The following is a 23,835-nucleotide window of genomic DNA, read 5'->3' on the forward strand; positions in this document are numbered from 1 at the left end:
TAATCTATATTAATTGTTTTATTTTATTATCAATTTTACTTTTTATAGAATATCACATTCATTTATTCAGTGCAACACATTTATTAATTAAAACTTATATTTTTACACAAAAACTTATATTTTTACACAAAATACCCATTATAAAAATTTAATTTTATAATGGGTATTTTTTTATATACTCTGAATTTATACTTTTCATCACTGTGTTTCGCCCTTCATCTTTTGCCATATATAAAGCTTCATCTGCTTCATTTATCAATACATCGTAATCATCACGGCTATTTATATCACCACAACTTACTCCTATACTTACTGTTATTTTATCACTTATTTGTGAATACTTATGTTCTATACTAAGCTTATTTATATTTTTTATTATATTATATGGTAAGTTTTCTATATAATCTTTATCTTTACTGTATGATATTATCAAAAACTCTTCGCCTCCATAACGTATCACTTTATCATTACACTCATTACAACTATTTTTTATGCATTTTGCTATACTTATTAAAATTGAGTCACCTTTTATATGTCCATAATTATCATTATAATTTTTAAAATAATCTATATCTATCATTAATATATTTATGTTTTTTAATCCCACATTATTTTTTATAATATCCTTTAAATAACCTCTATTAAACAATTTTGTTAAAGGATCCTTGTATGATTCTTCTTTTATCATTGCATTGTACATGTGTAAGTTTCTTATTTCTTCTTCTTTATAGATTTGCTCAAACTCTTTTTGTAAATTTTCATATTTAATAAAGCAGTGTTCTTTTACAACATCTCTAAAAATGCTTTCACATATTTTATAGTTTTTTAGAGCTTCTTCATAATCTCCTTTATACTCATATACTTTTGCTAAAGAATAGTATGCATTTTTTTCATAATTTTCTCCCCAATTTTTACTCATTTCTATACTTTTTTTATAATAATCTATACTTTTATCATATTCCCTTAGTTTGAAGTATAAATCTCCAATAACAGTATTTATATTACAATCAAAATGAGTGTATCTAAAGTTAGCTATATTTTTTTTATACCTTTCATTAGCATTTAAAGCATAATTAAGGCCTTTTCCTAAATTCTTATCACCTTTTGATATTAACTTAGCTTGTAAATAAATCAACATTGTTTTTGTATCTTTATCTAGAGTATTGTTTATTGATCTCATATATTCTTTCAAATAAGCTATACAATATCTTGCATCTTCTAATTTATTTTCATCTATGTATGCATCAATTAAAGCTACAGATGAAGATCCTTTTAGTTGTTTATCCATAAAGTCATACTTTGAATTATATACTAGAGGTTCTAGGTTTCTTATGGCCTCTGATGGATTCTTAATATAGTCTAAGTATATACTTCCTAAGTAATATAAAACTAATGCATTTATTTCAATTATCTTGTATTTTTTTCCTATCCTCATTGCCTCTACAAAGTACTGCATAGAGGAAACAGATTCCTGTAAAAAACATATATATGTTACACCAATAACTACATAATAATACCCATGTTCTTTATCTTCCCAAAGTTCCATTAAGCTTAATATTTTATTTATATATTCTTTGAGTATATTTTTATTTTTTTCCCTCACTCTTATAGATAACATTCTTTGAGTATATGCTAATGTTATTTGTGCTATATTATTTTCTTCTTGAAATAATTTTATTGCTTTTATAAAATACTTTCTTGAAACTGCATAATTATCTATCTTAAAATTTATGACACTTAATCTAGAATAGTTTTTTCCTTGCCATAATTTATTATTTAATTTATTAGCCATTTGTAAGCTTTTTTCACAATAATTTATACTTTCATTTATTTTACATTTAAGACTGCTCTGAAGTCCTAAAAGATAGTATACTTTTGTTAATTCTAAATAATTTTTATTTTTTTCTAGTTTATCAATATATTTATATGCTTGTATAATAATTGCTTCTAAATAATCTATATCCAATAATGATGTTGCTCTTATTTCGGTGTTTTTTATTATTTTTTCAATATCAAATTTCATCTAAAACCTCCCTTACGTAAAACAATGCTTATTTCATATGTATATACCTATTCCTACCACTTTTTTTAGCCACATATAAGGCCTTATCTGCATCTTCTATTAATTGATGGTAATCTTTATTTTTTGCTTTGCCAGTTGATATCCCTATACTTACTGTAATTTTAGGATTTAATTGTGACTCTTCATGTTCAATATTTAAAGCTCTGACTTTATTTAATACTTCATTAGCAAGGTTTATACTTTCTTCATATGTTGTATTTTGTATTAATAACAAAAACTCTTCCCCTCCATATCTTATAGACATATCTTTATCTTTATAACATATACTATTTAGAAGTTTTCCTATTTTGTTTAATACTTCATCACCTTTTAAGTGACCATATTTATCATTGTATTTTTTGAAATAATCTATATCTATCATTAACATAGATACAAGTCCATCATATTTATAGTTATTGCAATTTTCAACTATAAACTCATTTAAAAATCTTCTGTTTAATAATCCTGTTAATGCATCTTTATTCCTTTTATCTATTAAAATATCTTTTAAATATGTTAGTTGTGATATTTTATCTTCTTTTTCATATATGTCATACTCTTTTAATAATATTTTTGTATATTCATTATTTTGTTTTTTGAACCACTTTTCACTTAAAATCATATATTTTTTTATACTGTCAATAGATTTTTTTAAGTCTTTTAATTTTTCAAAATCCATAGATAATAACTTGTAAAATTCTATTGCAAATTTATTTTTATTTCTTTGAATGCTTTTTTGCAGACCATTATTATGCAATTCGCATGCTTTTTTATAATTACCTAACTTATAATAAATATTCCCTTCTATTCTATCTATTGATATATCTATATTTTGAAATATATTTTGAAATGTATTTTTTTCATATAAATCTCTACTTTTTTCTATGTATTTTATAGATTCTTTTATTTTATCTGATTGTACTTTACTATAATATTCTGCTTTACACATGCAAATTATCATTTTAAATTGTATATTATTTAACAAATTATTAGATATATAATTAGATTCCATAAACTCTAAGTATTTATGTGCTTTTTCAAATTCTTCTAATCTTAAATAATTACACATTAAGTTATTTGCAACAGTAATTTTATATACAGAATTGATATTTTCATATTTGTTGTCATTTAAAATCGGTTTAAGATAGCTTATTGATTCCAAATCATTTTCTAATGATGTATAACTTAATCCTAGAAATATTCTATTTCTTATTTCTAAGTCTAATTGAGAAGTTTTTATAGCTAAATCTAAGGATTGCGATAAATAAAATATAGCTACTACTGTATTATCAAATATATTTAAATAAACCTTCGCTATATCACAGTAATATTTAGCAATATATTTCAAATTATTTTCTTTAATAATTTTATGAACCTTATCTATATAAGGCTTTATATCTTCTTTTTTATAATTTTTATTCATTAATATTTTAACATGTCTTAAATAAAATTGTACTAACTCCTCTACATCAAAACATTCATTAAGTTTTTCTTTTGCAATGTCTTCAATTGGTACTGATATATGTTCTTCGCTATATTGAGTATGATAATTTGATACATATCCATATAATATCGCTTCATAGATTTTATCTTCTGAATTACTATTATTTAATAAATTTATTGATCTTAATAAATTATCTATAATCTGATTTTTATTTTGCATATGGTAATTTACTAACATAAGCAAAAAGTAGGATTTTGAACCTTCATAATAATTCTTATCACTCAAATTGTCTATATATTTTTCTAAATCTGATTTTATAGTTTTTATGTATTCTAATTTTATACTATATTCATCTTTTTTTCTTAAATCATCAATGTATTTTTCTATTAATTCATAATTCATCTAAATATCACCCTTTTTCAAATAGGATTGTTGACTTATATTTTATTTATACATATTATAATCTTATACCATGTGTATGTAAAAATAAATATAAATATAAATATTATTATAAAAGTTAAAGCCTTAGTGTTTATATTTTATTAACACTAAGGCTTTTATTAATTTTATTTTTTTCTACGGTTTTACTTATATCATACCTAATAACATACTTAATACTAAACTAATCATTGCAACTGCTAATATTTTTTTATTTTTTATTATTCCAACTTTTTTATTTTTTATTATTCCTATTTCATTTTCTATATTTATATTATTTTTTATATCTGCTTTTTCATACATAACTAAACTTAAATCTATTATTATATCTTGTGTGTTAGTATATTTTTCAGTTCTACTTAAAAGCTTTTTTATAATATTTATAAGTTTATCGTTTCCATTAATAGCTTTTAATTCATTCCAAATAACGCCTTTATCAATGTTTTTAAGCATCTGCTCTTCATTTTCACACTGGCTAAAAGGTAGTTTTTTAAATATAGCTTCAAATAATATAAGCCCTAATGTAAAGAAATCGCTTTCTAAATCTGTATAGTTTATGCATAATTGATGAGGAGATAAGTATTTTATTTGCATAGATGGCCTTATATTTATTCCATGATTCGCTTTTGTAGTTCCAACGTTGCAAATTTTTATGTTATGCCATTCATCTACTATTATATTACTTGGATTTAAGTCTCCATGATACATATTATATGAATCTAATGTTTCTAAAGCCTTTACTATTTGAGTAGCAATATTTACTATAGCTTCTAGATGTAGATAGTTTCCACGTATTACATTCTCTAATGCTATTCCTTCACAGTCTTCACTTACCATATAGTAAAGTGTAGTTAATTCTGTACAGTGAATCCCAACATCTATCATTTTTAATATATATGGTGAATTTACTTGATGTAGCATTGTACTTTCATCTATTAAATTAGATATAAAATTTGTACATATATTATGATTCTCTTCGATTATTTTTATTAATACTTTTTTATTGTCATAAGCATCTCTTGCTTTGTATATTTTATTTAGTTCTATATGCTCTTCACAGTTTAATAATTCATATCTATTACCTATAAAGTTCAACTAAAAGTTCCCCCTTTTTCGTCTTTATTAAAATGCACTATATCTGTAATTATATCAAGTTTTGTATTCTTTTTCTATATTTTGAAGATTCATATTTTCTAATATATTAAATTTCACTTATCTCTTATCATAAATATCCTTAAAAATCATATGGGTTGCTTAAAAAACCGTACATATTCTATATGTACGGTTTTTTATAAACTTTCTTTAATTTTATTTTGATTCATCATTTGACATTTGATTTTTATTTTTTATCATTTTCTTTGACATAGTTTTATATATTACATTTCCAAATACTGCTTTAAATTTTCCTATTTTTATATCTGGATGATAAGTATGTTTATACAGTTCACTTTCCATCCAATAATCATAATCTGGGCTTCCTTTTTCACATAAAGTTGTTGACATCGTTCTCCAAGCATTATAATAAGCTATATTTTTAAAGGTAGGAGTTTTATGTGTTGAATTTCTTAAACCTTTTACAAATCTATTTATTTCAGTATCTATTTTTTTATTGTCTTTTTCTAATATACCGTCTCTATATTTAAGAGATACTTTATATACACTCGTTATCCCCCAAAAGTTTAATACTTCTTCTAAGTAGTTTGCTATTTTCTTTTCACTTACTCCAGCTGTTGTTGTTACTATAAATGCTTTTTTAGTAAAGTATTTCGGTCTATGGAAATTATAAGACATGTGATCTATGAAATTTTTTAATATTCCCGATATTTGTAGCGAGTATACCGGTGATGTTATTATCATTGCATCACAATCTTCTATTCTTTGTGTAATATTTTGCATCACATCAAAATGAGGACATTTTTCTTCTGTTTTTAAAATACAGTTAAAACACCCTATGCACGTTCCTAGCTTCACTTTGCTTAGTTCTAATATGTCATATTCAACCTCTACTTGGTTATCTATTTTTTCTTTGACTAAATTTAATACCTTCCAAGTATTACCCCTTCTAGGACTTCCATGTATCACTAATATTTTCATATAATTCTCTCCCTATTTTTATTTATATATTAATTATACTCTTATGTTGTAGATACTAGAAAGATACAATCTATGCAATTAATATTAAATAATAGAAAATTATAAAAGGGCTTGAATTCAAGCCCTTTTGTAATGTTCTATTAATAAACATATAAATTTATTTGTTCTGCCATTGAATTGACATTATACAAGTAGCTTTAGTTTACAACTTCTATATAATCTGTATAAAATTCTTTTCCTTTTACAGATTTAGTTATAATTTCTATTAGATAATAATTATCTTCTAATTCTTCATAGTCTTTCACAAAGTAATTTCCTATAAGATCATTAAATTCACTATAAGTTAATCTTTTCTTATTTAAGTATTCATTAAGAGTGTAAAAGTCTTCTTTGGTATCGATTATTTTCACATCCTCGGTATTCACTATTTTAATCTTAATTTCTAAATTTATTACTGCTTTAATTTACTGAGTTATTGAAGGTAAATTATTTAAGTTATTATTTTCAGTTTCATCAGGTAAACTTCTTAAATATTCATTTCCCTTGTTTGTAGCCACAGCTACTCCTGCTATTTGTCCACCCTTAGCCATTTGTATACCTTCTTCTTTGCTAATTACTTGTCCATTTGATAATTCATATCCTACAACATCACCTGAGTTCTTTACGAGCTTACAGATTCTAGTTGCATCGGCATTTGGTTTTGGTACTTCTTTATTTATATTTTTAGGTAAATTTCCTATCCTGCCATCATTGTTAAATTCCATTTTTAATACCTCCTAGTTTATATTTTCATATTATTTTTTCCTTATTTTATAAATTTATTAATAAAATAAAATGTTATGTAATAAAATACAAAATCAAAAATCTATAATATTAAATTTATTTTATTATCTTTAATTATGTACTGCATTCTCCAAATTATAAACTTTTTATACCTATATTTTAACCGTTTATAATATCGTACCTATATAAACTTCTTTTATAGACATTTTTCATGTATTTTTGCCAAAATTTATAAGGATTTACTGTTGAATGATTTTAAAAGGAATTTTAATCTTAAAGGTCAATTTATTATATATAGTCTTATTAAGGAGAGTGGTGATTTGAGATTTAAAAAGCTTTTGCTTATATTAAATATATTTTTACTAGTTATTTCCACCGGATGTTGCGATATTAATACTAACTCTCAAACATATAACTCAGATATCCAAATAAAAGGTCTTTCTTTAAAAATGTCGTTAGTTCAAACAGCCTATGAAATATATAATGTGAATATCAGTAATCCTAATTATTTTAATGAGGATTTATATAAAGAAAAATCAAAAGAAGCTCATAGACACTATAAATGGCTTAAAAATACCTATTCTAATATGGATAATTCAATGAAAACTTCACTTAAAAATATATTTACATCTAAGGATGGTTGGGAATATGTAAATGCTATTGTAAATTTAAATGACGATGCTTCTATTGATGAGATAATAAGCACCTTAAATTCTGATAAATCGCTAAATTTATCTAACTTCTTAAAGAAAGATGTAGAGCTATTTTTCACTTATTTTTATGATAATTACTTTATCTCATATTTTAAAAAAAATGAAAATGAATATGATAAAAAAGCTACAGAGCTAAATCAAAAGCTATCTGAAAATGATGTTGATGTAATCAATTTTGTACAAAATTCCTCAGGTATTGATTTAGATAAAGATTATAAATCTGTTATGTATTACGATTTAAATCCAGTGGGATACCAATCCTTTGAATGTGACAATGTAATGATATCTACAATAAATTCAAATACAAGTGCACTAGACGTTATAAATATACCTTTTTATAAGTATTCTCGCCCTTTGTTTGATACTTTTACTAATAGTGAAGATTTCTTAGATATTTGTGAAAGTTTAAGATATGATAAAAAGCTTATATCTATGTATAATGATTCTTACCATGATTCTTATACTTTTAATGAGTGGTGTGGTGAAAATTTAATTTCTGGATTTTCCAAATACTTGGACTATAGGTATTGCGGCAGTACTTATGAAGCTTCTACTTATGTATATGATTTAGATTTTTATAATTATCTAAAAAAAGTAGGATTTAATCCTAATAAAACGTCTCTAAAGAATGTTAGTATCGACTTTTATAAAAGTATGATAAATTCTTGATATATATCTAAAATATATAATAATATTATTATCAAAAGTTAATGTATTATATACCCCTAATACATGAATTTATTTAATATAATAACCCCCTAGTATTTTTACTAGGGGGTTATACTTTCGAATAGGGGACCTATTTCTATTTAAATCCAATTACTGCAGCACCTAATGCTCCTATTATTTGAGTATCCTCAGCAATAAATATATCTTTTCCTAAGATTTCTTCAATCATTTTTACAAGTACTTCACTTTTGGCAAGTCCTCCTGTAAATGCAATTTTATCTACAATTGCTCCACGATTTAACATAGCTGTTGATTTATTTGCAATAGATTTTAAAATCCCTGCTGCTACACTTTCTTTGCTTACATTTCTTGCAAGTAAGCTAACTATTTCACTTTCAGCGAAAACTGTACACATAGAAGATATATCAACCGGTTCGCTTTTATCTGCTAACGTATCAATATCTGCTATATCGCTTCCTAAAATATTTGAAGTTATTTCTAAAAATCTTCCCGTTCCAGCAGCACATTTGTCATTCATCATAAAGTTAGATATATTTCCGTCTCTATCTACGTTTATAACCTTGCTATCTTGTCCACCTACATCAAGTATAGTCCTGATGTCCTTATTTAAAAAATGTATTCCCTTAGTATGGCATGTAATTTCCGTTACCTTTTTATTTACAAAATCCATACTAATTCTGCCATATCCTGTTCCTACTATCTTTTTTATTTCACTTTTATCTATACCTTCACTTAAAATTTCATAAACTTGTTTTGATGTAGTCTTTGGACTCCAACCTGTTGGTATTATTATTTTTTTTACTATTCTTTCTCCATCAAATAATACACCCTTAGTTGCTACAGAGCCTGAATCAATGCCTATACTATACATATTGCCTCCTATTTTACAGATACTCCATCTTCAATCATTTCTATAAATGCTTCAAATCTAGTTCTTAATTGCTCTGTATCAGATTTAGAGTAATCAGTTTCTATTGCCATGTATGGTATATTCTTTTTATTGTGCATAAATTCCTTTATTCTATAGCTTTCAACATTAAATGTATGACAAGCTTGAAGTACAACGTCTATAACTCCATCCACTTGATATTCATCTACTAATCTATCTAACATTTCTACCCTATTATCATTGTGCATCATACAAGAACATCCTATGTTTATGTATTTTTGTGTTAATGCATCATATACATCTTCATTTTCTTCATCAACTAGTAAATCAATATTTCTTATAGCTCCACAAAGTTCATAAGCTACTATTGATGCTCCACTATCTTCTATTGTTTTTATTATTTTTTCACTTATCCCACCTATTGGAGATCCCGTTATAAGTATTCTTGGTTTATCTTTTTCTACTGGACAGTTACCTTCTTCGTATCTTTGTTTAGTAGAATCTATAAGTTTTCTTAATTCTGATTTAAGTTCATCTCTATCAAATTTAAATCCTGATTGATATAACACTTGGTGAAGTTCCATGCCTGTTAAAGCTGATGGCTTTAATTTAGCTAACTCATAATATTCTTTTAATAATCTTCTTTCTTCATTTTTATCTTTAATAGCTGCTCTTATATCGTCTTCAGTAATAGTTACACCTAATGCTTTTTCTGTTTCTTCTTTTAGTACTTTTATTTCTTCTTTCCAAAGTTTATATGTATATTCTCCCCTTTGCATATTAGGTAAGTGCATTACATGAGTTGGTTTAACCTTTGCTAACTCCTCATACATCTTTTTCTTACCATCGCAAGTAGTTTCTCCTATTAACATATCTGAAAAATAGAAATATGGGCAAGTATCTGTTATAGCATGTCCATAGCTTGATTTTATAAGTGGGCAAAGATTTCTTGGAAGTACTTTTTCAGCTTCTGGAATTGGTTCTTCACTTACTCCACAAACTCCAACTGTAACAGCTCCTGCTGCCATTGGTATTTCTACTGGTGTATATGTACAAAATACTCCAACCATCTTTTTTCCACTTTCTTTAATTTCTTTAGCTTTTATAAACCCTGTTCTTCTTGCTTCATTAAAACTTTCAAATTTATCTGGTAAAGTTATCATATTATATCCCCCTTTTAATAATTTTCTTCATTATAAAATTTTAGCATTATTTATATAATTATGTGAATGTTTATATCTATAGTAGTTATAACTACTATAGATATAATTTATAATTGAAAATTTAACTTTTATATTTTTTAATGCAAAAGGAGTTCTCATGTTAAACTAACATGAGAACTCCTCTTTATTATGTAAAATATAGCCCCTATAATTGTTTTACTTTTCTTTCAAAGATTTTAATACATTACACATTGTATTTATTTCTTCTATTGATAATTCATCAAATTTTTCTATTCTTTTTATTATGTCCTCTATTATATTATTCTTATACTTATCTTTACTAAATTTCATTTTTTTATTTTCTTTTAACTTTATTATTTCTAAATCCGATGCTATTTCTTCTTCATTTACAGATTCTTCTGTTGTGCCTTCTATTTTTTCTTTAATTTCTTTCTCTTTGGCTTTATATTTTGCTCCTTCTTTTTTTATAAAATAGGTAGACAATGTTGATGTTAATGAACCTATAAATCCAATACCCATTATCATTAAAACTGATGCCACGATTCTTCCTAGAGGTGTTTGTGGAGATATGTCTCCATATCCAACAGTTGTTACTGTTACTATACTCCACCAAAGTGCATCTCCTATACTTATTTTCTCTACATATGACATTATTATAGAACCTGCAAATATTATAATCATACCTATACCTATAGTGTTATTAAAGTTGTTCGTTTTCATGAATTCAGAAAGGTTATTATTGGTTCTTTTTGTAATGGCTAATATCCTTACCATCTGACCTAGTTCTAACAATCTTGCCAATCTACTTATCTTTAAAATTTTTAGGGTCTTAAATACTCTAAAAATTGAATATATAGGTATAATAGATATTAAATCTATTATATTTCTTTTTATAAATTTTTTTTTATTTTTACTTTTATATAATCTTACTACATAATCTACTACAAATATCACCCATATTATGAACTCAATAGTCTTTAGTAACATTTCTATTTCATAACTTAAATTCATCGTTAATTGTATAATCAAGATTATAGCAATTACTATCGAGAGTGAAGCCATAATCATATTATAAACAATATATTTTTTTCTCATTTTATTTAATAATTGATATCCTTTCTATATGCCATATTTTATATAGTTTGGGTATTTTCTTCAATTATATTTACATTTGTTAATATTTTTTCCTCGATTTTATTTTCTTCATAATATTTTCAAGAAAAAACCTTATATGAACAAAAAAATACCATATTATCGATTACTTGTAATTTTTTTTATTTCTATCTAGATAAACCACTATATTAGTGATAATATGGGTATAACAAATTTTATTTAGGGGGTATTTTAATGATAAAAATGGGTATAAAGGAATTATTCGAGGCTGGATGTAGTTTTGAAAGTTGCGTTGGAGAAGGTACAAAATCTGAAAGAGCTAGAATTCCTAAAAATGATTCTAGAATAAATTTAACAGCAGACGTTATTAAACAAATATCAAGTATCGATAAAGAAATAAATTTTTTAGTTTCAGGTGAAATTTGGTGTCCTGATTTCCAAATTAACGTAACTATATTAAAGAAATTTTGTGATATAAATCCTAAACTTAATATATCTATTATAACTATGGCTCGTGGAAAGAAATTCTTAGCTCCTATTTTAGGAATTGACGATTTTAAAGGCCCTACTATTGCAGTACTTGACGAAAATTTCAATATTATAGGTTCATTCGAAGAAAGACCTAGTGTCGTTAAAGCTTTTGATAATTTCGATGATATAAAACTTGATTATTTAAAAGGAAAATACATATTAGATAGTGTTAATGACTTCCTTAATATAATGAAAAAAATATAATTTACAGATATAATAGAAAAAATATATTTTACAATTTTTATAAGGAGTGTCTCAAAATGATTGAAATCATTAAGAGATACTCCTTTTTCTATGTAAATTATAGGAATTTTAATAAATTTAATATAAAGTTCAATTTCTAAATTTAAGAAACAGGCCTTCTTTATATATATTTAATAGATATAATTAAATCATATTTTTTTATTATTTTTTGCCAAGGTTTAATATGTTTTATTAGTTATGTTTTTTATTTAGGGGGGTGTTTTTAATTTTAATGCATTTAAATATTATATCAACTTTAATACTGGCAATACTACTTTTTTTAATTGGGACTATTATTAAAAATAAGATAGATTTTTTTAATAAATTTTGTATTCCAGCTCCAGTAATTGGAGGTCTCTTATTTTGTATTTTGAGTTTATGTTTAAGGCTTTTTAACATATGTACTATAACTATGAACACAAGCTTGATGACTTATTTTATATGCTTTTTCTTTACTATAGTAGGTCTTGGTATAAGTATGTCTATAGTAAAAAGAGGAGGAAAACAACTATTTATATATTGGGTACTCTGCGGAGTTTTAGCATTTGGTCAAAATATATTAGCCGTTGTACTTGCTAAAGTTACTAATATACACCCACTACTTGGTCTTATGTGTGGAACTATATCAATGGAAGGTGGTCATGGTAACGCTGCTGCTTTTGGAGCGACTATAGAAAACCTCGGTGTTAGTAATGCTAGTAGCGTTGGTATTGCAGCGGCTACTTTTGGTTTAATGTTTGCTGGTTTATTAGGTGGTCCTGTTGCTAAGTTTTTGATTGAAAAAAACAACTTGAAATATCATAAATGCATGTCTAAATCATTTAAAAATACTTTTACTAAAAGCTTGTCTATTACTTCTAGTTCTTCTTTAAAAATAGATGCATTTTCATTTTTAGAACAAGTTTTAATAGTACTGCTTTGTATAAACTGCGGGGAATTTATAGCAAATATAGTTTATAAAAGTACTGATATAATAATTCCTACTATAACTGGTTGCATGTTAGTTTCAGTGATTTTTAGAAATATAAATGATAAAGCTAAATTATTAGAATTGGACTTTAACTTGCTGGATTTATTAAGCGAGATTTCCTTAGGAATGTTTTTAACTATGGCTCTTATGAGTATTGATTTATTTAAACTTTCAAGTTTATTTGGCCCCATAGTTATAATTGTAATATCTCAAGCTATATTCATTGTTTTATTTGCTGTATTTGTAGTTTTTAGAGCCTTAGGCAAAGATTTAGATGCTGCAATTATTGTAAGTGGTCTTATTGGTCACGGTTTAGGTGCTACTCCAAATGCTTTAGCTAATATGAATTCTGTTAGTCAAATTTATGGCTATTCTGAAAAGGCATTTTTAATAGTTCCTTTAGTCGCAGCTTTTTTACTAGATGTATTTACAATGCCTTGTATAATCTTTTTTATAAATATATTATCATAACGTGAACTACATATTGGAATTTATTTAGTATTAATGATTAATTTCTTTTCAAATTTGAAATACTATTAATATAATTGATTTTTTGGAGGTAATTTATGGAAACTAATTTAAACTGTTTAGATCATAACTGTGCATTTAATGAATCTGGTCACTGTTATGCTTCACATATAAAAATAGAAGGATTTGATGCAGCTATAACACCTGAAACTTATTGTGATACATTTAGAGATGCATCTTCTTTTAACCTTTCTAACTACAGTGGTGAAAAATCTTTAACTAATTCTCAAAATATATCTTGTTCTGCTAATAGTTGTACATACAATATAAGTGGCGGGTGTGGTGCGAGTTATGTAGAAGTTAACCTTGAAAACGCTAGTTGTGAAACTTTTATAAAAAAATAAAAAATAGAGGGATAATCCCTCTATTTTTTATTTAGTTGCTTATTTATCTATTTAAACTAAGATTGATTCTCTTAATTCTTCTTCTTCACTTTCTTCTAATACTCCAAGTTTTTTAGCTACTAACTTTGTTGTACTTGCTTGTACTATAAGTGTTACTAGTATTGTCATAAATACCACTGAAGATATTATTTCATATCCTGGTAACTTCATAGATACTATTATACCAGATAATGCAGCTGGTATAACTCCCGTTTCTCTAACCCACATCATAAATAACTTATCTTTAAATGTCCATTTTGCTTCTTTATCAAATGCTGTAGATATTAAAACTACAAGTGGTCTTGCAATAAACATTAATACTAAAACCACTAAAAGAGCTGGTATCCAGTATTTTGAAAGAGATACTAAATCTACATGTGTTCCTAATACAACGAATATTGCCATACGACATAATGATGCAATACTTTCTCTAAAATAGTGCTCTGAATGGAAAGCATCTTCCGGAATCCAAAGCCCAAATAATTTTTTGTTTCCTGCTATAAGACCTGCTACAAATACTGCCATATATCCGCTACCATGTAAAAGTACTGCTATTTCATAAGCTAAAGCTACTTTTAATATAGACATTATTGGTGCATATGAGTGAAATACTCCCCACTTTTTATCGGATATTAAAACTGAGAATATATATCCCATAGCTATACCAATACTTATTCCAACAACAGTTGATATGATAAGTTCTTCCATACTTTTAGCTATTGATAATTCTCCACTTGTTATAACTCCAAGTAATGCAGAAACAAGTATTGCTCCAACTGCATCATTGAAAGCTGATTCACTAACTACAGTTTGTTTTATTTTATCTTTTATAATTACTTGTTTAAATACTGGTATAAGTGCCGCTGGGTCTGTAGAAGCTATAACTGCTCCTATAAGTAGAGCTGTCATCATTGGTATCCCAAATATTTTACTTGCAAATAATCCCACTACTACTGATGATACTATAACACCTATTGTTGACAACATCCCAACACTTAACTTTACTTTGTTTAGAACTTTTAAATTTATTTCTCGTCCACCTTCATATAATATAAATGCTGAACCAAATGTAAGTATTAGATTATTCTCTATAGGGAAAGACTCTATACTAATTAAGTTAAGCATCGCTGGTCCGATTATAATTCCTGCTATTAGATATAAAATAACATCTGGTATTTTTATAATTTCACTTACTTTTCCTAGAACTATACCCGTTATGGCAATAGCTGCAAATATTAATAACAAGTTATTAGTTGCAATTGCTTCTACTGTATTTTCCACTATCTTCACCTCTTCATTGATCTTAAATTTTTGTCTTTTGTTCTTTCGACAAAATATATTATACCCCTAATAATTGACCACGTCAACTATCAGGGGTATACATATTGCAAATAACATTTTCCTTGTTTTTAACTTTTATACTATTTTTGTTTTTTTGTTTTTAATTAATACTTAGTAGATAAAAAATACCTTTATTGTATGTAATACTTGCATACAATAAAGATATTTTTTTAATGAATTATCCTTTGTATATTCTATTTTGATGCACTCTTTTCATTAATGTTATATATAAATCTTTTTCTTCTTCCGTAAAATTATGAGTAACCTTCTCAAACCAATCTTTAAATATACATCTAAGTGAACTTAACGTTTCTTCTCCCTCTTTACTTAAAGATAGTTTATAAGATCTCGTATCCTTTTTATCTTGAACCTTATTTACATATCCTAATTCAACAAGTTTCTTAATTCCTCTTGTCACCATAGCTTTATCTACATTAAGCTTCATAGCTATTTCATTTAAATTTATATCCATATTTCTTTCTATTACAAGCAAATATCTTAGATTGGCTATAGTAAAATCATAATCTTTTAATGCAAATTCTGCATATTTGCGAAAGTCTTTATTTATCTCCATCTTATATTCATTTATTAACTCAAACTCCATAGACTTCACCTCTATTAACTTATTTTCTTACTTTATTATATTCCATGACCAAATTGTCATTTTAAAATTATCTATATTTGCACATTTAATTTAATTAATTCAACCAATTCAATCAATTATATCATTTTTTATAAAATAATCAAGTTCTTTTATTTTATCATTATATATCTTTTCTTATACTTTTCTTTTCCTTTCATATTATCCAATAAAAAATTCGCTTCGCTCATGTCGCCAACGATATATCTTCACTCCCGCTTCAGATACATCCGTTACTCAAAATGTCCACTTCACTTATGCCCCCAAGTGGTTCACCCACACATAACTCAAATTTAGTAACTAGATTTATAAAATAAAAGCTATAGAATCTAGGCTCATATTAAAATGCCCTTATTCTATAGCTTTTTATTGCTTTATTTTTATAATTTTTTTAAATTTAGTTCCTTGCAATTAGTAACATTACGCCATTCACAATCTTTGCATATGTCTATAAATTTTTCTTCGTTAATATTTGAATAAACCTTGTTTTTTAAATCCTTGTAGACATAAATATCTTCTTGTATATTAAAATACTTTATTACCTTTGAATCTATTTTTTTGACTTTTTCTTCACTTTTACATAATTCATCTTCCATATTATACGGACATTTACTACATATATCATCTAATCCAAATACTATTTGTATTTGTTTTGAATCATCTTTTAGTTGTTTTATTATACTTTCCATATTTTCACTGAATTCTTTGCTATATCCTTTTCCTACATAAGCTTTCATACACAAAATATGGTGTGGCCTTATCTTTAACATGTTTTAATCCCTATATTCACTCTTTTATAAATACTACTACCTATAACGTATGCTAATCCTATTTTTATTAAATCTATAAATACAAATGGTAATACACATGCCATAAGTCCATTTATAAAGCTCATTTTTGTTATTAAACAGAATTGTAATGTTCCTATTATATACATTATAACAAGCCCTAAAATCATTCCTATCATCACTGACATTTTAGATTTATGTTGCTTTGAAAAATGCCCTACTATAAAAGCAACTATTGGGAATGATACTAAAAATCCACCTGTAGGTCCAAATATAGCTCCTAATCCTCCACTCATTTGTGCAAATACAGGTATACCTATTGCACCTATCAACAAGTATATTACTTGAGATATAAATCCAAGTTTGCTCCCTAGCAACATCCCACACAGCACAACTGCTAAAACTTGCATTGTAAGTGGTACTGTTGTAAATGGAATAGGTACTGCTATTTGAGAAAGTATTGCAGTTATGCTCGCAAATAATGAACATATTATTAAATCTCTAATAGATAACTTCATATATAATTCCTCCTTATTTTTACGTTTACCTTTATTTAATTATAGGTTTACCTTTATTATATATTATATTAATTTACAAAGCAAACATTATTTATATAAAAAAAAGTACCTCTTAATGATTCAATTCATTAAGAAATACTCCTTCTTTATTATTTTATAACATTCTTTTTGCTCCCACATAAGCATTTTGCCAATAAGAAGCATTTATACTAGTTTTTTGTACTACATCTCCTGGTTTTGGAGAGTGTATCATTTCTCCATTTCCTATATATATACTGACATGAGTTATACTTCCAGTTCCATTTGTACTTGAGAATATTAAATCACCTGGCTGTAAGTTAGATAAACTAACACTTGTTCCAACACTGTATTGATCTCTTGAAACTCTAGGTAATTTTACTCCATTTTGACCATATGCATAGTAAGTCAATCCTGAACAATCAAAACTATCTGGTCCTTCAGCTCCCCATACATATGGTTTTCCTATTTGAGCTTTCGCAAGATCTACTATCGCTTGTGTTTTATTTTGTGTATTATTATCTGATCCATTGTCATTTCCTGATTCATTATTTGAAGATTCTCCACCTGTGTTAGATGAAGTACTTATGTAACTTGCGCTTCCCCATCCTATTTTTCCATTTGATAATTTTACTTTATGCCATCCATTTGAACTTTCTAATATTTCTACACTTTCACCTTTATAAGCTTTTGTTACAATACTATAACTTGTACTTGCTCCGCTTCTTATATTTAGTGCACTTGCTGTTACTGTTGCTTTCGTACCTGTTGATGGTGTTGATGTACTATTATCTGATGATTCTCCACCTGAATTAGATGAAGTACTTATGTAACTTGTACTTCCCCACCCTATTGTTCCATTTGATAATTTTACTTTATACCATCCATTTGAGCTTTCTAGTATCTCTAAACTTTCACCTTTATAAGCTTTTGTTACAATACCATAACTTGTACTTGCTCCGCTTCTTATATTTAGTGTACTTGCTGTTACTGTTGCTTTTGTACCTGTTGATGTATTATTATTTGATGATCCTTCAGATGAATTAGGTGAAGTGCTTATATAATCTGAACTTCCCCATCCTATTGTTCCATTTGATAATTTTACTTTATACCATCCATTTGAACTTTCTAGTATCTCTAAACTTTCACCTTTATAAGCTTTTGTTACCACTGAATAACTTGTACTTGGTCCACTTCTTATATTTAGTACACTTGTTGTTACTTGTCCTTGATTGTCATTTGCAAATGAAGCTGTTGATGTAATAGCAACACCTATCGTAGTTGCACATACAGCTATTGCCATTTTTTTATTTAACATAAGTAATCTCCTCATTTTTATGTATTCTTTTACAATATATATTTAAACGCCTAAATTTCCAAAATAGTTCTTATTTATATTATATACTTTAAATATAAATTTGTTATATTTTTTTCAATTTTTATTCATTTTTTTTTATTATTTCTTTTTAAATAGTTATATTTCAAGCTTCAGTTGCTAATTTCTTTATTTTTTTACTTTTTAAATTATACTAATTTGTCTAATTTGTTATATCTAAATTAATTTTTTGTTAAAATCTATAATCATAGCACTTTTGTTTTTACTTTAAGATAAGTTTAATTTTTAAATTCATGGGCAAAATAAACATCAAAATCAACTAAAACCTACTTAGGAATAAGATTGCAAGGAGGACGCAAAATTGGATATAGCAATAAGCCTTATTGGGGGTTTGGGTCTTTTCCTATATGGTATGAGCTTAATGGGTGAAGGTCTTCAAAAATCTGCTGGAAATAAACTCAAAAAAATCATAGAGTTTTTAACAAGTAGTGTACTTATGGGAGTTTTAGTAGGTGTTGTAGTGACTGGTATTATCCAAAGTTCTAGTGCAACTACAGTTATGATTGTAGGATTTGTAAATGCTGGAATAATGACTCTTTCTCAAGCAATCGGAGTTATAATGGGTGCTAACATTGGTACTACTGTTACAGCTCAACTTGTATCTTTTAATTTAGAAGGATTAGCTCCTATTGCTTTAGGCATTGGTATAGTTATATACTTATTTTCTTCAAAACAAAAAAATAAGCATATAGCACAAATACTTATCGGATTTGGTATATTATTTACTGGTATGGAATTTATGAAAGATGCCGTTAAGCCATTAGCTGATATGCCTCAGTTTAGAAATGCTTTATTGTATTTTGGTACTCATCCAATACTAGGTATACTTGCAGGATTTTTAATAACAGGAATTGTACAAAGCTCTAGTGCTTCTATGGGTATGTTAATAGCTTTGGCATCAGAGGGCCTGTTGCCATTATCATCAGCACTGCCTATACTTTACGGAGATAACATAGGTACTTGTGTTACTTCATTACTTTCTAGTATAGGTGCAAGCAGAAATGCAAAGAGAGCTGCTATAATGCACTTAAGCTTTAATGTTATAGGAACTATAATATTTATGATTATTTTAAATAAACCTATTTCAGCACTTGTTACTAGGATAGATCCAACTGACACTGCTAGACAAATAGCAAATGCTCATACTTTATTTAATTTAGTAAATGTTATAATACTTTTACCATTCTCTAGATATATAGTAAAACTTGCTATGCTTTTAGTTCCTGAAAAAGCAGACGAAAATGAAAATGCAAGTAATACTAAATTCCTAGACGAAAGAATGTTAGAAACACCATCTATAGCTCTTGGAAATACAATAAAAGATGTTTTAAGAATGGGTGACAAAGCTTCCATTGCACTTGATTCATCCTTAAAGGGAATTATTAATAAAAGTTCTGATGATATTAAAACCACATTTGAAAGTGAAAAAGTTGTTAATAAACTCCAAAAAGATATATTAAATTATCTATTGAAATTGTCTAAATATTCTTTAAATGAAGATGAACGATTTAAAACCGATTTACTCTTCCATACCGTAAATGACATAGAAAGAGTTTCAGACCATGCAGAAAATATAGCAGAACTTGCTCAAAATGCAATAGAATTAGATTTAGTCTTTTCTAAAAATGCATTAGATGAAATTAGTGAAGTTTATGAAAAAGCCATGGCAAATTTTAAAAACTCATTAATTGCATTGGATAAACATGATTTAGATTTAGCACGTAAAATACTAAAAGTTGAAAAGGAAGTAAATTTACTAGAAAAATCATTTAGAAAAGCTCACATACATAGATTAAATGAAAATTCATGTACTATTGATTCTGGAATTTTGTATCTTGATTTACTTTCTAATCTAGAAAGAGTTTCAGATCATGCTTCAAATATAGCTCAGCAGGTTTTAAGAATAGAATAATTTAAAAAAAGTACTAGAAATCTCTAGTACTTTTTAGCTACTACATTAAGTTGTTCTACTACTTTTAATCAATTATTATCCTTATTATATCTCCGTTTTTTCTTTCTAAATAAGCTATTTCTCCAGATAAATTGTAATCAAATGAATGTATTATTAAATTTAATAATTTTTCACTATCTATAATATCATCTTTAGTATTAAAAAAATCTATTGTATTATTTTTCACCATTTTTTTTACAAAACTTATTGGTAATTTTATATGTACTTTATCTCCCGTATGAGATAGTATTCTAATTCTAAAAAGTCTTTCTTCAAATTCTCTTGTGAGCTGTTTTGGCATATTAACCTCCTATGTTTTTTATATAACAAAAAATTCTTTTTCCAAAAACTATGTGCATAGCCTAAGTTATAAAATGCAAAAATGATATATCTTTATATGTAATTTATATTCTTTTTATAAGTTTGTTTATTCCTAAATACTTTTATTTAAATATATTCACCTATATACAGCTTAAAAAATCATGTCGGTTACTTAATAAATCTTTTGACAATTACTTTAAATTTATCTGTTAAATAAAAAAGCCTTCAATTGAAGAATTATAATGAAGCCTTTTTTGAAGCATATATACGAAAATTATATTTATGCATAATTTTAAAAGGAATATAATTTCCTATGTGCTATAAAAAAAGCATGGATTTTTATCCATACTTTTTATTATAATATTTCTATATTGTCATTTACTTGTATTATTCCTTCTTTTATAACCTTTACAAATATTCCTTCTCGTGGCATAATACAGTCTCCTGTTAGTTTTTTTATTTCACATCCGCCATGACATTTTTTACCTATTTGAGTAACTTCAACTTCACAATCCCCTATTTTTAATACCGTTCCTACTGGTAATGTATGAACTTCTATGCCTTGTGTAGTTATATTTTCTGCAAAATCTCCAAATTTCAAATAATCAAAGCCTTTATTTTTCATTTTATCTATACTTTCCTCAGCTAGCATAGATATTTGACGATGCCAATTTCCTGCATGTGCATCTCCAACTATTCCATGATCTATTTTAATCTCAGCTTTATTAACAGGAACTTTTATTACACCTTTTTTTTCGCTTATATTTATAGATACTACCCTTGCCATTTATATCTACCCCTTTATTAAAATTTAAAATCTCCAGACTTCCCACCTGTTTTTTCTATTAAATGAATGTTATTTATAACCATTCTCTTATCTACAGCTTTACACATATCATATATAGTAAGTGCTGCCATTGAACAAGCATTTAGTGCTTCCATTTCAACACCTGTTTTTCCAAGTGACTTGCATGTAGCATATATATTTATACTACTATCTTTATCGTTGATTTCAAACTCTAAATCACATCCTACCAAATTAATTTGGTGGCACATGGGAATATTCATAGATGTATTTTTAGCTCCCATTATCCCTGCAACTTGAGCTACTGAAAGAACATCACCTTTTTTTATTTGCCCATTTTTTATTTTATTCATTATCTCTTTGCTAATAGTAATCGTTGCTACTGCTACTGCTATTCTTACTGTATCCTCTTTTTCACTTATATCAACCATTTTTGCATAACCTTTTTCATTTATATGAGTTAGCATATTATCCCCCTATTTGATACATTTTTCTTGTAGTATCGCTACACTGATTTTCATTTAAATAATGCTTCTCCGGTTTTTTTAATATCATTTCTTTCATTGTTTCTCTAAATATCAAAGGTTTATTAAGATAATATTTTATATCAATTTCTTCATTTGAATGAAGACATAATTTAATACTTCCATTTGCTGTTACTCTTATACGGTTGCATTCATTGCAAAATGAGCAGCTCATAGGTGTAATTACTCCAACTCGACCCTTTGACCCATCAAACTTATAATACTGAGCTGTACTTTTTTCATTTGAATTTATTTTATAAAGTTCATCTATGCCATCTATCATTTCCCCTATGTTAAAATACCCTTTTTTATAAATTCTTCTAGCTTCTCCTAAAGGCATAAGCTCTATAAATCTAACATCTATAGGATAAAATTTTGTCATTAAAATAAAGTCTAATAACTCATCATCATTAAATCCATTTATAACAACACAATTTATTTTTACTTTAAGTCCTAAATCCAAACATTTATGAATAGATTTTAAAACATCTTTTAATTCTCCACATTTAGTTATACTTTTATATTTATATTCTTTTAATGAATCTAAACTTATATTTACACTTTTTAGTCCACTTTGATATAAGTCATATGCTACTTTATGAAGCCCTATTCCATTAGTAGTTATACCTATATCTTGTATTTTGCAATCTTCATGAGTATATCTTATTAAATCCATCAGATTTGGATATAAAAGTGGTTCTCCTCCAGTAAATCTTACCTTTGTTATTTCAAGTTCAGACATTCCTTTGATAATGAATTTGTAATCATCTAAACTAAGTACATCATTTATATAGTTTTTTTCAAAATCTACGTCTGATGGCATGCAATAAACACATCTTAAATTACATTTATCTGTAAGCGAAATACGAACATAATTTATATTTCTTCCATATTTATCTATCATAACTAGCTACCCTCTTTATTTGCCTATTTTATATGACTAATTATATACTATTTTTAATGTTAGTGGCACATTCTGTGGCTTCTCCTTTTAAAATTTCTATTCCATGATCTAAACTATCTATTACAAAACTTAGATTTTCAATAGCTCCCTTTGGACTTCCTGGTAAATTTATTATTATAGAGTTATTTCTTATTCCACTTACTCCTCTACTTAAAATAGCCTTTTTAGTTATTTCACTAGATTTCATCCTCATATATTCACTAATTCCTGGTATTTCTTTTTCTAAAATAGCCTTTGTAGCTTCTGGTGTTATATCTCTTTTAGAAAATCCAGTTCCTCCATTTGTTAAAACTAAATCAGCTATATTATTATCACAAATTCTTATAAGTTCCTTTTGTAACATTTCACTATCGTCTTTTATTAGTGTATAACTCACTACTTTATATGATTCATTATTTTGAACATATTCTTTTAATTTAGGTCCTGTTAAGTCTTCTCTTTTTCCTTCATATCCCTTATCGCTAAGTGTTATTATTGCTACTTTAAACATAATTAACCTCCATA

The 23,835-nt window shown here is 26.4% G+C and carries 24 protein-coding genes; 5 read left to right on the forward strand and 19 right to left on the reverse strand.

Going from position 1 to position 23,835, the window contains the following annotated elements:
• Positions 1-154: 154 nt before the first annotated feature.
• From AC11VW_RS05595 to AC11VW_RS05620, 6 genes are all read right to left on the reverse strand, one after another.
• The gene (locus tag AC11VW_RS05595; RefSeq protein ID WP_484300410.1) at positions 155-2,023 is read right to left on the reverse strand and encodes a tetratricopeptide repeat-containing diguanylate cyclase; all 1,869 of its coding nucleotides are present in this window, start codon (positions 2,021-2,023) and stop codon (positions 155-157) included.
• 28 nt (positions 2,024-2,051) lie between these two features.
• Positions 2,052-3,908 carry a GGDEF domain-containing protein gene (locus AC11VW_RS05600; protein WP_484300411.1) on the reverse strand — a complete coding sequence of 619 codons (1,857 nt, stop codon included), beginning with the start codon at positions 3,906-3,908 and terminating at the stop codon, positions 2,052-2,054.
• Positions 3,909-4,094: 186 nt separating this feature from the next.
• Complete coding sequence (locus AC11VW_RS05605) at positions 4,095-5,039, reverse strand: protein kinase domain-containing protein (protein WP_484300412.1); 945 nt, start codon at positions 5,037-5,039, stop codon at positions 4,095-4,097.
• A 213-nt stretch (positions 5,040-5,252) separates the two neighbouring features.
• Positions 5,253-6,038 (reverse strand): flavodoxin family protein, encoded by a 786-nt coding sequence (locus tag AC11VW_RS05610; protein ID WP_484300413.1) that lies wholly within the window; start codon positions 6,036-6,038, stop codon positions 5,253-5,255.
• A 197-nt stretch (positions 6,039-6,235) separates the two neighbouring features.
• A complete protein-coding gene (locus AC11VW_RS05615; protein WP_484300414.1) occupies positions 6,236-6,448 on the reverse strand; it encodes a hypothetical protein in 213 nt (70 codons plus the stop codon).
• 54 nt (positions 6,449-6,502) lie between these two features.
• Positions 6,503-6,802 carry a DUF3892 domain-containing protein gene (locus tag AC11VW_RS05620; protein WP_484300415.1) on the reverse strand — a complete coding sequence of 100 codons (300 nt, stop codon included), beginning with the start codon at positions 6,800-6,802 and terminating at the stop codon, positions 6,503-6,505.
• Positions 6,803-7,141: 339 nt separating this feature from the next.
• Between AC11VW_RS05620 and AC11VW_RS05625 the strand changes: the two genes are divergently transcribed.
• Entirely contained in the window at positions 7,142-8,203 is a 1,062-nt protein-coding gene (locus AC11VW_RS05625) for a hypothetical protein (RefSeq protein ID WP_484300416.1), read from the forward strand.
• A gap of 136 nt (positions 8,204-8,339) precedes the next feature.
• On the opposite strand, the gene AC11VW_RS05630 is transcribed toward AC11VW_RS05625, so the two are convergent.
• The 3 genes from AC11VW_RS05630 to AC11VW_RS05640 all read right to left on the reverse strand — a co-directional run bounded on the left by AC11VW_RS05630 (position 8,340) and on the right by AC11VW_RS05640 (position 11,392).
• Complete coding sequence (locus AC11VW_RS05630; RefSeq protein WP_484300417.1) at positions 8,340-9,095, reverse strand: acyl-CoA dehydratase activase; 756 nt, start codon at positions 9,093-9,095, stop codon at positions 8,340-8,342.
• Between the two features lie 8 nt (positions 9,096-9,103).
• Positions 9,104-10,276 carry a double-cubane-cluster-containing anaerobic reductase gene (locus AC11VW_RS05635; protein ID WP_484300418.1) on the reverse strand — a complete coding sequence of 391 codons (1,173 nt, stop codon included), beginning with the start codon at positions 10,274-10,276 and terminating at the stop codon, positions 9,104-9,106.
• Between the two features lie 216 nt (positions 10,277-10,492).
• Complete coding sequence (locus tag AC11VW_RS05640; RefSeq protein WP_484300419.1) at positions 10,493-11,392, reverse strand: potassium channel family protein; 900 nt, start codon at positions 11,390-11,392, stop codon at positions 10,493-10,495.
• A 252-nt stretch (positions 11,393-11,644) separates the two neighbouring features.
• On the opposite strand from AC11VW_RS05640, the gene AC11VW_RS05645 reads away from it, so the two are divergent.
• From AC11VW_RS05645 to AC11VW_RS05655, 3 genes are all read left to right on the forward strand, one after another.
• Positions 11,645-12,145 carry a thioredoxin family protein gene (locus AC11VW_RS05645; RefSeq protein ID WP_484300420.1) on the forward strand — a complete coding sequence of 167 codons (501 nt, stop codon included), beginning with the start codon at positions 11,645-11,647 and terminating at the stop codon, positions 12,143-12,145.
• A 271-nt stretch (positions 12,146-12,416) separates the two neighbouring features.
• On the forward strand, positions 12,417-13,625 hold the full coding sequence (locus AC11VW_RS05650) for a sodium/glutamate symporter (protein ID WP_484300421.1): 1,209 nt from the start codon (positions 12,417-12,419) through the stop codon (positions 13,623-13,625).
• A 95-nt stretch (positions 13,626-13,720) separates the two neighbouring features.
• Positions 13,721-14,026: a DUF1540 domain-containing protein gene (locus AC11VW_RS05655; protein ID WP_484300422.1), complete on the forward strand. Its 306-nt coding sequence runs from the start codon at positions 13,721-13,723 to the stop codon at positions 14,024-14,026.
• Positions 14,027-14,077: 51 nt separating this feature from the next.
• Here the strand turns inward: AC11VW_RS05655 and AC11VW_RS05660 are convergent, their stop codons facing one another.
• The 5 genes from AC11VW_RS05660 to AC11VW_RS05680 form a co-directional block, all read right to left on the reverse strand.
• Entirely contained in the window at positions 14,078-15,346 is a 1,269-nt protein-coding gene (locus AC11VW_RS05660; RefSeq protein ID WP_484300423.1) for a cation:proton antiporter, read from the reverse strand.
• 238 nt (positions 15,347-15,584) lie between these two features.
• A complete protein-coding gene (locus AC11VW_RS05665; protein ID WP_484300424.1) occupies positions 15,585-16,010 on the reverse strand; it encodes a MarR family winged helix-turn-helix transcriptional regulator in 426 nt (141 codons plus the stop codon).
• A 416-nt stretch (positions 16,011-16,426) separates the two neighbouring features.
• On the reverse strand, positions 16,427-16,816 hold the full coding sequence (locus tag AC11VW_RS05670; RefSeq protein WP_484300425.1) for a DUF1284 domain-containing protein: 390 nt from the start codon (positions 16,814-16,816) through the stop codon (positions 16,427-16,429).
• Positions 16,810-17,352, reverse strand: coding sequence for a biotin transporter BioY (locus tag AC11VW_RS05675; protein ID WP_484300426.1), 543 nt, complete (start codon positions 17,350-17,352; stop codon positions 16,810-16,812). The genes AC11VW_RS05670 and AC11VW_RS05675 overlap by 7 nt, the downstream gene beginning before the upstream one ends.
• A gap of 154 nt (positions 17,353-17,506) precedes the next feature.
• Positions 17,507-18,688, reverse strand: a complete 1,182-nt coding sequence (locus AC11VW_RS05680; protein WP_484300427.1) for a C40 family peptidase — start codon at positions 18,686-18,688, stop codon at positions 17,507-17,509.
• Positions 18,689-19,067: 379 nt separating this feature from the next.
• On the opposite strand from AC11VW_RS05680, the gene AC11VW_RS05685 reads away from it, so the two are divergent.
• Positions 19,068-20,678, forward strand: coding sequence for a Na/Pi cotransporter family protein (locus tag AC11VW_RS05685; RefSeq protein WP_484300428.1), 1,611 nt, complete (start codon positions 19,068-19,070; stop codon positions 20,676-20,678).
• Positions 20,679-20,742: 64 nt separating this feature from the next.
• On the opposite strand, the gene AC11VW_RS05690 is transcribed toward AC11VW_RS05685, so the two are convergent.
• From AC11VW_RS05690 to AC11VW_RS05710, 5 genes are all read right to left on the reverse strand, one after another.
• On the reverse strand, positions 20,743-21,018 hold the full coding sequence (locus tag AC11VW_RS05690; protein WP_484300429.1) for a hypothetical protein: 276 nt from the start codon (positions 21,016-21,018) through the stop codon (positions 20,743-20,745).
• A gap of 375 nt (positions 21,019-21,393) precedes the next feature.
• Complete coding sequence (locus AC11VW_RS05695) at positions 21,394-21,825, reverse strand: MOSC domain-containing protein (RefSeq protein WP_484300430.1); 432 nt, start codon at positions 21,823-21,825, stop codon at positions 21,394-21,396.
• A 17-nt stretch (positions 21,826-21,842) separates the two neighbouring features.
• Positions 21,843-22,310 carry a cyclic pyranopterin monophosphate synthase MoaC gene (moaC, locus tag AC11VW_RS05700; RefSeq protein ID WP_484300431.1) on the reverse strand — a complete coding sequence of 156 codons (468 nt, stop codon included), beginning with the start codon at positions 22,308-22,310 and terminating at the stop codon, positions 21,843-21,845.
• A 1-nt stretch (position 22,311) separates the two neighbouring features.
• Complete coding sequence (moaA, locus tag AC11VW_RS05705; RefSeq protein WP_484300432.1) at positions 22,312-23,271, reverse strand: GTP 3',8-cyclase MoaA; 960 nt, start codon at positions 23,269-23,271, stop codon at positions 22,312-22,314.
• A 40-nt stretch (positions 23,272-23,311) separates the two neighbouring features.
• On the reverse strand, positions 23,312-23,821 hold the full coding sequence (locus AC11VW_RS05710) for a MogA/MoaB family molybdenum cofactor biosynthesis protein (RefSeq protein WP_484300433.1): 510 nt from the start codon (positions 23,819-23,821) through the stop codon (positions 23,312-23,314).
• Positions 23,822-23,835: the final 14 nt, after the last annotated feature.

The organism is Romboutsia sp. (assembly GCF_056995035.1).